The following is a 12,003-nucleotide window of genomic DNA, read 5'->3' as shown; positions in this document are numbered from 1 at the left end:
GGCTGCGATCTTTTGATTTTGATCTTCAAAAAACAAAATCAAAAGATCGCAGCCTGCGGCAGCTCCTACACGGGGTTTGGTGGTGGTTTAGAAAGAATCACCTGGCACGCGAACGAAGCCTTCCATCAACACCCGAGCACTACGGCTCATGATGGCTTTGTTCACGGTCCATTCGCCGTTGACCTGGCTGGCCTCGGCGCCGACGCGCAAGGTGCCTGACGGGTGTCCGAAACGCACAGCGTTACGTTCGATACCGCCAGCCGCCAGGTTAACCAGCGTGCCGGAAATCGCTGCGGCAGTACCGATCGCCACCGCTGCGGTGCCCATCATCGCGTGGTGCAACTTGCCCATCGACAACGCACGCACCAGCAGGTCGACATCACTCGCCGCCACCGCTTTGCCGCTGGAGGACACGTAGTCCGCCGGCTTGGCCACGAACGCCACTTTCGGCGTGTGCTGCCGCTTGGCCGCTTCGTCGACGTTGGCAATCAGGCCCATGCGCACGGCCCCGTAGGCACGGATGGTCTCGAACATCAGCAGCGCTTTCGGATCACCGTTGATCGCGCCTTGCAACTCGGTGCCCTTGTAACCGATGTCTTCGGCATTGACGAAGATGGTCGGGATACCGGCGTTGATCATGGTCGCCTTGAAGGTGCCGACGCCGGGCACTTCCAGATCATCGATCAGGTTGCCGGTAGGGAACATCGAGCCGCCACCACCCTCTTCGTCCGCTGCCGGATCGAGGAACTCGACCTGCACTTCAGCGGCCGGGAAGGTCACGCCGTCGAGTTCGAAATCGCCGGTTTCCTGCACTTCACCGTCGGTGATCGGCACGTGGGCGATGATGGTCTTGCCGATGTTGGCCTGCCATACACGAACCACGGCCACGCCGTTGTGTGGAATGCGGCTGGCATCGACCAGACCGTTGCTGATGGCGAACGAACCGACCGCTGCCGTCAGGTTGCCGCAGTTGCCGCTCCAGTCCACGAATGGCTTGTCGATGGAGACCTGGCCGAACAGGTAATCGACGTCGTGATCAGCCTTGATGCTTTTCGACAGGATCACGGTTTTGCTGGTGCTGGACGTCGCGCCGCCCATGCCGTCGATTTGTTTGTCGTACGGGTCAGGGCTGCCGATCACGCGCAGCAGCAAGGCATCGCGGGCCGGGCCTGGAACCTGGGCTGCTTGCGGCAGATCTTTCAGGCTGAAGAACACGCCTTTACTGGTGCCGCCGCGCATGTAGGTGGCGGGAATCTTGATTTGCGCTGCATGAGCCATGGTGCTCGTTACTCCTGATCTGAAAACGGACACGGGACTCGAAAGCCCCGTGTCTGCACAGCCTGTTTTAGACGGCTACCGCCGATTCTTCGAGGAAGTCCTGGGCGAAGCGTTGCAACACGCCGCCGGCCTCGTAGATCGACACTTCTTCAGCGGTGTCGAGACGGCAGGTCACCGGCACCTCGACGCGTTCGCCGTTCTTGCGATGGATCACCAGGGTCAGGTCGGCGCGTGGCGTGCGCTCGCCGATCACGTCATAGACTTCAGTACCGTCGATGGCCAGGGTGTGGCGATCGGTGCCCGGCTTGAACTCCAGCGGCAACACGCCCATGCCCACCAGGTTGGTGCGGTGGATGCGCTCGAAACCTTCAGCGGCAATGGCTTCTACACCGGCCAGGCGTACACCCTTGGCTGCCCAGTCGCGGGACGAGCCCTGACCGTAGTCGGCGCCGGCGATGATGATCAGCGACTGCTTGCGATCCATGTAGGTCTCGATGGCTTCCCACATGCGCATTACCTTGCCTTCCGGCTCGACGCGGGCCAGGGAGCCCTGCTTGACCTTGCCGTTTTCCTGAACCATTTCGTTGAACAGTTTCGGGTTGGCGAAGGTGGCGCGCTGCGCGGTCAAATGGTCGCCACGGTGAGTCGCGTAGGAGTTGAAGTCCTCTTCCGGCAAGCCCATTTTCGCCAGGTATTCGCCGGCGGCGCTGTCCATCATGATGGCGTTGGACGGCGACAGGTGATCGGTGGTGATGTTGTCCGGCAGTACCGCCAGAGGGCGCATGCCCTTGAGCGGACGAGCGCCAGCCAATGCGCCTTCCCAGTACGGCGGACGACGGATGTAGGTGCTCATCTCGCGCCAGTCGTACAGCGGCGTCACTTTCGGACCGGTGTCTTCGTGGATGGCGAACATCGGGATGTACACCTGACGGAACTGCTCCGGCTTCACCGAAGCCTTGACCACGGCGTCGATTTCTTCGTCGCTCGGCCAGATGTCCTTCAGGCGAATTTCCTTGCCATCGACCACACCCAACACGTCTTTTTCGATGTCGAAACGGATGGTACCGGCAATGGCGTAAGCGACCACCAGTGGCGGCGAAGCAAGGAACGCTTGCTTGGCGTACGGGTGAATCCGGCCGTCAAAGTTGCGGTTACCGGAAAGCACGGCAGTGGCGTACAGGTCGCGGTCGATGATCTCTTGCTGAATCACCGGGTCCAGTGCACCGGACATGCCGTTGCAGGTGGTGCAAGCGAAGGCCACGACGCCGAAACCGAGCTCATCCAGCTCTTTGGTCAGGCCAGCTTCATCGAGGTACAACGCAACGGTTTTCGAGCCCGGTGCCAGGGACGATTTGACCCATGGCTTGCGGGTCAGGCCCAGCTTGTTGGCGTTGCGCGCCAGCAGGCCGGCGGCAATCACGTTGCGCGGGTTGCTGGTGTTGGTGCAGCTGGTGATGGCCGCGATGATCACCGCGCCGTCCGGCATCTGGCCTGGGACGTCTTCCCACTGACCGGAAATGCCTTTTGCCGCCAGATCCGACACCGCCACACGGGCGTGCGGGTTGCTCGGGCCTGCCATGTTGCGTACGACCGAGGACAGGTCGAACGTCAGGCCGCGCTCGTATTGCGCGCCTTTCAGGCTGTCAGCCCACAGACCTACCTGCTTGGCATATTGCTCCACCAACTGCACCTGCTCGTCTTCACGGCCGGTCAGCTTGAGGTAGTCGATGGTCTGCTGATCGATGTAGAACATCGCGGCGGTAGCGCCGTATTCAGGAGCCATGTTGGAGATGGTCGCGCGGTCGCCGAGGGTCAGGGCCGAGGCGCCTTCGCCGAAGAACTCCAGCCATGCGCCCACAACCTTCTGCTTGCGCAGGAACTCGGTCAGCGCCAGCACCATGTCGGTGGCGGTGATGCCCGGTTGCAACTTACCGGTCAGTTCCACACCGACGCTTTCCGGCAGACGCATCCAGGAAGCACGGCCGAGCATCACGCTCTCGGCTTCCAGACCGCCAACACCGATGGCGATCACGCCCAGCGCATCGACGTGCGGGGTGTGGCTGTCGGTGCCGACGCAGGTGTCAGGGAATGCCACGCCGTCACGCACCTGGATCACCGGAGACATTTTCTCCAGGTTGATCTGGTGCATGATGCCGTTGCCCGGCGGGATCACGTCGACGTTCTTGAACGCCTTCTTGGTCCAGTTGATGAAGCGGAAACGGTCTTCGTTGCGGCGGTCTTCGATGGCGCGGTTCTTCTCGAACGCCTCCGGATCGAAGCCACCGCGCTCGACGGCCAGGGAGTGGTCGACGATCAGTTGGGTCGGCACCACAGGGTTCACTTGCGCCGGGTCACCGCCTTGCTGGGCGATGGCGTCACGCAGACCGGCAAGGTCGACCAGAGCGGTCTGGCCGAGGATGTCGTGGCACACCACACGAGCCGGGAACCATGGGAAATCGAGGTCGCGCTTGCGCTCGATGAATTGCTTCAGGGATTCGGTGAGCGTGGCCGGGTCGCAGCGGCGCACAAGGTTTTCCGCCAGCACGCGGGAGGTGTACGGCAGGGTGTCGTAGGCGCCGGGCTGGATGGCCTCGACTGCCGCGCGGACGTCGAAGTAATCCAGATGGCTGCCGGGCAGTGTTTTACGGAATTCTGTGTTCATCAGTCGGGACTCGGTCACGGTAGATACAAAAGGCGGGGCATGCACCGGCACTGAAGGCTTACGCCGTCCACTGTGGGAGCGGGCTTGCCCGCGATTGCGGTGTGTCAGCTACACAATTGCCGGCTGACACTCCCTCTTCGCTGGCAAGCCCGCTCCCACAGGGATCTGCATTCAATTCAGACCCTGTGTAACCCCGACCATTCAGCGTTGTTCGATTGGCACGAACTTGCGCTGTTCGACGCCGGTGTATTCGGCGCTTGGGCGGATGATGCGGTTGTTGGCGCGTTGTTCGTACACGTGGGCCGCCCAGCCGGTCAGGCGCGAGCAGACGAAAATCGGTGTGAACAACTTGGTCGGAATGCCCATGAAGTGGTACGCCGAGGCATGGTAGAAGTCGGCGTTCGGGAACAGCTTCTTCTGCTCCCACATGGTCTTGTCGATGGCTTCGGACACCGGGAACAACACCTTGTCGCCCACTTCGTCAGCCAGTTTTTTCGACCAGCCCTTGATCACTTCGTTACGCGGATCGCTGTCCTTATAGATCGCGTGGCCGAAGCCCATGATCTTGTCCTTGCGCTCGAGCATGCCGAGGGTGCCTTTGATCGCGTCTTCCGGCGAGCTGAAGCGCTCGATCATTTCCATCGCCGCTTCGTTGGCACCGCCGTGCAGCGGACCGCGCAGCGAACCGATGGCTGCGGTGATGCAGGAGAACAGGTCGGACAGGGTCGAGGCACACACACGGGCGGTGAAGGTCGACGCGTTGAACTCGTGCTCTGCGTAGAGGATCAGCGAAACGTTCATGACCTTGACGTGCAACTCGCTCGGTTTCTTGCCGTGCAGCAGGTGCAGGAAGTGGCCACCGATGGACTGTTCGTCGCTCACGCAGTCGATGCGCTTGCCTTCGTGGCTGAAGCGATACCAGTAGGTCATGATCGCCGGGAACGCAGCCAGCAGGCGGTCAGTCTTGTCGTGTTGCTCGGAGAAGTTGTTCTCCGGCTCCAGGTTGCCCAGGAACGAGCAGCCAGTGCGCATCACGTCCATCGGATGGGCGTCGGCGGGGATACGCTCCAGCACTTCTTTCAATGCTTGCGGCAGGTCACGCAGCTTGCTCAGCTTGGCGACATAGGCAGCCAGTTGTGCCTTGCTCGGCAGTTCGCCGTACAGCAGCAGGTAAGCCACTTCTTCAAATTGTGCGTCAGCCGCCAGTTCGCGAACGTCGTAGCCGCGATAGGTCAGGCCTGCGCCCTCCTGGCCCACGGTGGACAGGGCGGTTTGCCCGGCTACCTGGCCACGGAGCCCGGCGCCACTGAGTACTTTTGCTTCGGCCATTTCTGCCTCCAATTTCTTAAATTTATTAGGGAATCGGCAAATTGTGATTCATCAGGTTATTCGGGGATGCCGAAAAGATCGCAGCCTCGTTTCACTCGTCAGCTCCTACATTAGAAGCCGATCCATGTAGGAGCTGCCGAAGGCTGCGATCTTTAGATCTTCATTTCTTCGACGCGAACAACGCATCGAGCTTCTGCTCGAAGGTGTGGTAGTCGATGCGATCGTAAAGCTCCATGCGGGTCTGCATGGTGTCGATGACGTTTTGTTGCGTGCCGTCGCGGCGGATCGCGGTGTAGACGTTTTCCGCAGCCTTGTTCATGGCACGGAAGGCCGACAGCGGGTACAACACCAGCGACACGTCGGCAGCGGCCAGTTGCTCGGTGGTGTACAGCGGCGTCGCGCCGAATTCGGTGATGTTGGCCAGGATCGGCGCTTTCACGCGGCTGGCGAACAGCTTGTACATGTCCAGTTCAGTGATGGCTTCCGGGAACACCATGTCGGCGCCGGCCTCGATGCATGCGGCAGCGCGATCCAGGGCAGATTCCAGACCTTCCACCGCCAGGGCGTCGGTACGGGCCATGATCACGAAGCTGTCATCGGTACGAGCATCGACGGCGGCCTTGATACGGTCGACCATTTCCTGCTGGGTCACGATTTCCTTATTAGGACGGTGACCGCAACGCTTGGCGCCAACCTGGTCTTCGATGTGAATCGCCGCCGCGCCAAACTTGATCATCGACTTGACGGTACGGGCGACGTTGAACGCCGAGGAACCGAAACCGGTGTCGACATCGACCAGCAGAGGCAAATCGCATACATCAGTGATGCGACGCACGTCGGTCAGCACGTCATCCAGGCCTGTGATACCCAAGTCCGGCACACCGAGGGAACCTGCGGCCACGCCGCCACCCGACAGGTAGATCGCCTTGAAACCGGCACGCTTGGCCAGCAGTGCGTGGTTGGCGTTGATCGCGCCGACGACTTGCAATGGATGCTCGCTGGCGACCGCATCGCGGAAACGCTGGCCTGGAGTGCTCTTGTTGAAACTCATGACTCACCTCGTTTGGCTGTCGGGTTAGCGCCGTCCTGGTAATGACGGGCGATGTTGCGTTTGGAGGCGCCGATGTGACGGCGCATCAACAACTCGGCCAGTTCACCGTCACGGTCGGCGATGGCATCGAGAATTCGGTGGTGTTCGGCAAAGGCCTGGTGCGGGCGATTGGGCGTGGTGGAGAACTGGATGCGGTACATGCGCACCAGTTGATACAGCTCGCCGCAAAGCATTTGCGTCAGCGTGCGGTTGCCGCTGCCCTGGATGATCCGGTAATGGAAGTCGAAATCGCCTTCCTGCTGGTAATAGCCGCGGCCAGCCTGAAAGGCCTCATCGCGCTCATGGGTCTCGAGGACGCGGCGCAGTTCGTCGATTTCTTCGACACTCATGCGCTCGGCGGCCAATCGACAGGCCATGCCTTCGAGGGATTCGCGGATTTCGTAGAGCTCCAGCAGCTCGGCGTGATTGAGCGAAACCACTCGTGCGCCGACGTGCGGCACGCGCACCAACAGACGTTGGCCTTCCAGGCGGTGAATGGCCTCACGCAGCGGACCACGGCTGATGCCATAGGTCCGGGCCAGCTCTGGTTCGGAGATCTTACTGCCCGGTGCGATATCGCCCTTGACGATGGCCGCCTGAATACGGCGGAAGACGTTCTCGGACAGCGTCTCAGAATCGTCTTGCGTAGATACCGGGGGATCGAGTTGGTCCAGCATATTGTCGACACCTTGAAAGCCAATGCCGCAAAAACTAGCGAAATAAGCCACTGGAGTCAAAGGTTAATTAGATATTGTCGACAATCTTCTGATAACCGGCAGCACCATAAAGAAGCAGCCCTTCTGTTTATAGCCACCCGTCAGCGCTGGCGCCATAAAACCACCGTGCTAGAATGCCGCCCGCATTTGTATGTCACATCTGCACTGTCTGTCATAAAACCCTGATAGGCATACGAAGGAGCTTGCGCAGCAATGCCAGGGTCTTGAACCGAAATACCGGACCGCTGCGCACCAGGATTTATGAGACTCAAGCCCTTTCCCGCCTTCCTTTATCTTCTTTGCCTGCCGGGTTTTGCAGCGGCAGGGGAAAAGACCGTGTATGGCCTCAATGAGTACGCATCGCTGGGGGGAATCGACCTGGAAGTGGCCGCCAAACTCGATACCGGGGCGAAAACCGCGTCCCTGAGTGCCCGCGACATCAAGCGTTTCAAACGCAATGGCGAGTCCTGGGTGCGCTTTTACCTGGCCATCGACACTGCCCATTCGCACCCGATAGAACGCCCGCTGGCCCGTGTCAGCAAGATCAAGCGTCGGGCCGGCGACTACGATCCGGAAGAAGGCAAGAAGTACACAGCTCGTCCGGTGATCGAACTGGATATCTGCATGGGTTCGGCTTTACGCAGCATCGAAGTGAACCTTACTGACCGAAGTGCCTTCCAATACCCGCTCTTGATTGGCTCCGAAGCGCTGAAACGCTTCGATGCGCTGGTCGACCCCAGTCTTAAATACGCTGCCGGCAAACCCGCCTGCGCTACCGACGCTCATACCGCAGAGTAATTCCAATGCGCTCTCTTAACCTTCATCTGAAAATGCTGATCGCCATCCTGGTGGTGCTGGGCATTTCAGTTACGGCCTATCAGATCTTCGTGCTGGGCATTCCCGTTACCGAGGACGCCACCGACGACTTGTGGAACATCGACGCCAAGGTCGAGTTCGTCGCCAGTGCCAAGGACCCGGTCAAGATCCAGATGTTCGTGCCGCCGCTGAGCCGCGACTACGTCAGCCTCAATGAGAGCTTTATCTCCAATAACTACGGTGTGGCCGTTAACCGGGTCGATGGCAACCGCAAGGTCACCTGGTCGGCGCGCCGGGCCAAGGGTAACCAGACACTCTATTACCGTCTGGTGCTGACCAAACGCTACAGCGCGGAAAAAACCAAGATCAAAGGCCCGACTTTCCGCGACAGCATCGCCATCGAAGGCCCGGAAAAAATCGCCGCCGAAGCCCTGCTCGCGCCTATCCGCCAGCACTCGGCCGATGTCGAGACCTTCGTCGGTGAAGCGATCAAGCGTGTCAACAATGTCAATGACGACAACGTGAAGCTGTTGCTGGCGGGTGATCCATCCACTGCGCAAAAAGCCCGAATCGTCGAACTGGTGCTGGCCATCGCCCACGTACCGGTAGAAAAGGTCCACACCATTCGCCTGGTGGCTGACCAACCGCAGACGCCGGAACTCTGGCTGCGCAGCTTCAACGGCACCGACTGGCTGTACTTCAACCCGGAAACCGGGGAACAGGGCCTGCCGACCGATCGCCTGCTGTGGTGGACCGGCGACGAAAACCTGATCACAGTCGATGGCGGCAAGAAAGCCACCGTGACCTTCAGCATGAACAACAGCGAAATGAACGCCATTCGCCTGGCCAAGCTGACGGACGAGAACACCGACGCCAACTTCCTCGAATACTCGCTATACGGCCTGCCGCTGCAAACCCAGCAGACCTTCATGATCATGGTGATGATCCCGATCGGCGTGCTGGTGATCCTCGTCCTGCGCAACCTGATCGGCCTGCAGACCCTCGGCACCTTCACCCCGGTGCTCATCGCCCTGGCCTTCCGCGAAACCCAGCTCGGTTTCGGCATCGTGCTGTTTACAATCATTACGGCACTTGGGCTGTCGCTGCGTTCCTACCTTGAACACCTGAAGCTGCAAATGCTGCCAAGGCTGTCGGTGGTCTTGACCTTTGTGGTGGTGTTGATCGCGGCCATCAGCCTGCTCAGCCACAAGCTTGGCCTGGAACGCGGGTTGTCGGTGGCGCTGTTCCCAATGGTGATTCTGACCATGACCATCGAACGCCTGTCGATCACCTGGGAAGAGCGCGGCGGCAGTCATGCCATGAAAGTGGCGATCGGCACCTTGTTTGCCGCGACCCTGTCGCACCTGATCATGAGCGTGCCGGAGCTGGTGTATTTCGTCTTCACCTTCCCGGCGATCCTGCTGATCCTGGTGGGCTTCATGCTGGCCATGGGTCGCTATCGCGGCTACCGCCTGACCGAACTGGTGCGTTTCAAGGCCTTCCTGAAAAAGGCTGACGCCTGATGTTCGGTTTCTGGAAGACCTGGAAGGCCCTGGAAGCCCGGGGCATCATGGGGATCAATCGGCGCAATGCGGACTACGTACTCAAGTACAACAAGCGCAGCCTGTACCCGATCGTCGATGACAAGATCATCACCAAGGAGCGCGCCATCGGCGCCGGCATTCACGTGCCGGAACTGTATGGCGTGATCTCCACGGAGAAGGAAATCGACAAGCTCGACGAGATCATTGGCGGGCGCAACGACTTCGTGATCAAGCCGGCCCAGGGCGCGGGCGGTGACGGCATCATTGTCATTGCCGATCGTTTTGAGGGTCGCTACCGAACGGTGTCCGGCAAGATCATTGCCCACGAAGAAATCGAGCACCATATTTCCAGCATCCTCACAGGCCTCTACTCCCTCGGCGGCCACCGTGACCGGGCGCTGATCGAATACCGCGTTATCCCGGACCAGATCTTCAAGAGCATCAGTTACGAAGGCGTGCCGGATATCCGCATCATCGTGCTGATGGGTTACCCGGTGATGGCCATGCTGCGCCTGCCAACCCGTCAATCAGGCGGCAAGGCCAACCTGCACCAGGGCGCTATCGGCGTGGGTGTCGACCTCGCCACCGGCCTGACCCTGCGCGGTACCTGGCTGAACAACATCATCGCCAAACACCCGGACACCACCAATGCGGTGGACGGCGTGCAACTGCCCTACTGGGACGGTTTCATGAAGCTCGCCGCCGGTTGTTATGAGCTGTGTGGCCTGGGCTATATCGGTGTCGACATGGTGCTCGACCAGGAAAAAGGCCCGCTGATCCTGGAACTCAATGCCCGCCCAGGCTTGAACATTCAGATTGCCAACGATTGCGGTTTGACGCTGCGCACCCATGCGGTGGAGGCACGTCTGGAAGAATTGAAGGCCCGAGGCGTGACGGAAACCGTCGAAGAGCGCATAGCGTTTGTGCAGGAAATGTTCGGGCATATTCCACCGGTTGAGGGTTGATCCGAGACCGGGTTGCCGCCATCGCGAGCAGGCTCGCTCCCACAGGGGGAATGCATTTCAAATGTGGGAGCGAGCCTGCTCGCGATAGCCATCTGACAAACACCACAACATTCGATTTGCCACCAATCTGCCAATCCCCGACATCCCCCTAGGAGCAATCCCCCGGGGGTACTACAATCGCCACCCCGCCTCGATGGCTGATCCAACCCGCCCATGCTGACCTGTTCCGTTTACCCGCTGCCCTATCGCGCCAACCCCGCCGAATACTTTGCGGCCATCCGTCATGCCCCAGGCGCCGTGCTTCTGGACAGCGGCCGCCCCAGCGCCGACCGTGGCCGCTATGACCTGCTCAGCGCCTGGCCGCTGGAGCAACTCACGGTATCGCCTGACGAAAATGGTGGCGATTTCCTGCAACGCCTGCGACAAAACCTGACTCAACTGGGCGAAGCGTCCCTTCCGGCGACGTATGAACTGCCCTTCGCCGGCGGCTTGATTGGTTACCTGAGCTACGACTTCGGTCGGCATCTGGAAAACCTGCCAAGCCAGGCGCTGGACGACCTGCAATTGCCCGATGCGCGCTTCGGCTTGTATGCCTGGGCGCTGATCAGCGATCACCAACGGATGACCAGCCAGCTGGTGTTTCACCCATCGCTGGCTGACAGCGAACGTCAGCGTTTGATCGACCTGTTCAGTCAGCCTGCGCCTGGGCCTGTTGCGCCATTCAAACTGCAAGCGCCCATGAACGCTGACCTGAATGCTGATCAGTATCGCCACGCGATCGAGCGCATCCAGCAATACATCCAGGCCGGTGACTGCTATCAGGTCAACTTCGCCCAGCGCTTTCGCGCACCGTGCGAGGGTGATCCATGGGCGGCGTATTGCGCACTGCGGTTGGCATGCCCAACCCCGTTTTCCGGTTTCCAGAGCCTGCCCGACGGTGGCGCGGTGCTTAGCCTGTCGCCGGAGCGTTTCGTCAAAGTCAGCGAACGCCATGTGGAAACCCGCCCGATCAAAGGCACCCGCCCGCGAGGTCTTACAGCTGCCGAAGACGCCGCGAACGCCGCCGAACTGCTGGCCAGCCCCAAGGATCGTGCAGAAAACCTGATGATCGTCGACCTGCTGCGTAACGACCTGGGGCGCACCTGTCGCACCGGTTCGGTCACGGTGCCGGAACTGTTCAGCCTGGAAAGCTACCCGAACGTGCATCACCTGGTGAGCAGCGTGACCGGCGAGCTGGCGGATGAGCGCGATGCACTGGACCTGATTGCCGGCAGCTTCCCGGGCGGCTCGATCACCGGAGCGCCGAAGATTCGTGCGATGCAGATCATCGATGAGCTGGAACAGACCCGTCGCGGCTTGTATTGCGGCTCGCTGTTGTACCTGGACGTGCGCGGCGAGATGGACAGCTCCATCGCCATTCGCAGTTTGCTGGTCAAGGATGGGCAGGTGTGTTGCTGGGGAGGCGGCGGGATCGTTGCCGATTCAGAGTGGCAGGCTGAGTATCAGGAGTCGATTACCAAGGTGAAGGTACTGCTCGATACGCTGCAGAACCTCTGACCATCCCCATCACTGTAGGAGCGAGCTTGCTCGCGATGAACCTGAA

At 60.4% G+C, this 12,003-nt stretch carries 9 protein-coding genes; 4 read left to right on the top strand and 5 right to left on the bottom strand.

Annotation, left to right across the window (positions count from 1 at the left end; all coding sequences use genetic code 11):
- Positions 1-87: 87 nt before the first annotated feature.
- The 5 genes from prpF to ACRESJ_RS22140 all read right to left on the bottom strand — a co-directional run bounded on the left by prpF (position 88) and on the right by ACRESJ_RS22140 (position 7,036).
- Positions 88-1,278 carry a 2-methylaconitate cis-trans isomerase PrpF gene (gene prpF / locus ACRESJ_RS22160; protein WP_431759825.1) on the bottom strand — a complete coding sequence of 397 codons (1,191 nt, stop codon included), beginning with the start codon at positions 1,276-1,278 and terminating at the stop codon, positions 88-90.
- Positions 1,279-1,345: 67 nt separating this feature from the next.
- Positions 1,346-3,940, bottom strand: coding sequence for a Fe/S-dependent 2-methylisocitrate dehydratase AcnD (gene acnD, locus ACRESJ_RS22155; protein WP_431759824.1), 2,595 nt, complete (start codon positions 3,938-3,940; stop codon positions 1,346-1,348).
- Between the two features lie 201 nt (positions 3,941-4,141).
- Positions 4,142-5,269 carry a bifunctional 2-methylcitrate synthase/citrate synthase gene (prpC, locus tag ACRESJ_RS22150; RefSeq protein ID WP_431759823.1) on the bottom strand — a complete coding sequence of 376 codons (1,128 nt, stop codon included), beginning with the start codon at positions 5,267-5,269 and terminating at the stop codon, positions 4,142-4,144.
- Positions 5,270-5,429: 160 nt separating this feature from the next.
- Positions 5,430-6,320 carry a methylisocitrate lyase gene (prpB, locus tag ACRESJ_RS22145; protein WP_431759822.1) on the bottom strand — a complete coding sequence of 297 codons (891 nt, stop codon included), beginning with the start codon at positions 6,318-6,320 and terminating at the stop codon, positions 5,430-5,432.
- Positions 6,317-7,036: a GntR family transcriptional regulator gene (locus ACRESJ_RS22140; RefSeq protein WP_431759821.1), complete on the bottom strand. Its 720-nt coding sequence runs from the start codon at positions 7,034-7,036 to the stop codon at positions 6,317-6,319. The genes prpB and ACRESJ_RS22140 overlap by 4 nt, the downstream gene beginning before the upstream one ends.
- 300 nt (positions 7,037-7,336) lie before the next feature.
- Here ACRESJ_RS22140 and ACRESJ_RS22135 point away from each other — a divergent pair, with 300 nt between their 5' ends.
- From ACRESJ_RS22135 to pabB, 4 genes are all read left to right on the top strand, one after another.
- A complete protein-coding gene (locus ACRESJ_RS22135) occupies positions 7,337-7,873 on the top strand; it encodes an ATP-dependent zinc protease family protein (RefSeq protein ID WP_431759820.1) in 537 nt (178 codons plus the stop codon).
- 5 nt (positions 7,874-7,878) lie between these two features.
- Positions 7,879-9,414 carry an inactive transglutaminase family protein gene (locus ACRESJ_RS22130; protein ID WP_431759819.1) on the top strand — a complete coding sequence of 512 codons (1,536 nt, stop codon included), beginning with the start codon at positions 7,879-7,881 and terminating at the stop codon, positions 9,412-9,414.
- Positions 9,414-10,400: an alpha-L-glutamate ligase-like protein gene (locus tag ACRESJ_RS22125; protein WP_431759818.1), complete on the top strand. Its 987-nt coding sequence runs from the start codon at positions 9,414-9,416 to the stop codon at positions 10,398-10,400. Before ACRESJ_RS22130 ends, ACRESJ_RS22125 begins: the two co-directional genes overlap by 1 nt.
- A gap of 213 nt (positions 10,401-10,613) precedes the next feature.
- Positions 10,614-11,957 (top strand): aminodeoxychorismate synthase component I, encoded by a 1,344-nt coding sequence (gene pabB / locus ACRESJ_RS22120; protein WP_431759817.1) that lies wholly within the window; start codon positions 10,614-10,616, stop codon positions 11,955-11,957.
- Positions 11,958-12,003 lie beyond the last annotated feature (46 nt).

This window comes from Pseudomonas sp., from assembly GCF_050739655.1.
GTDB lineage: Bacteria > Pseudomonadota > Gammaproteobacteria > Pseudomonadales > Pseudomonadaceae > Aquipseudomonas.
Note: the sequence above shows the minus strand (reverse complement) of the source record. Positions and strands in the feature narration are given on the sequence as shown.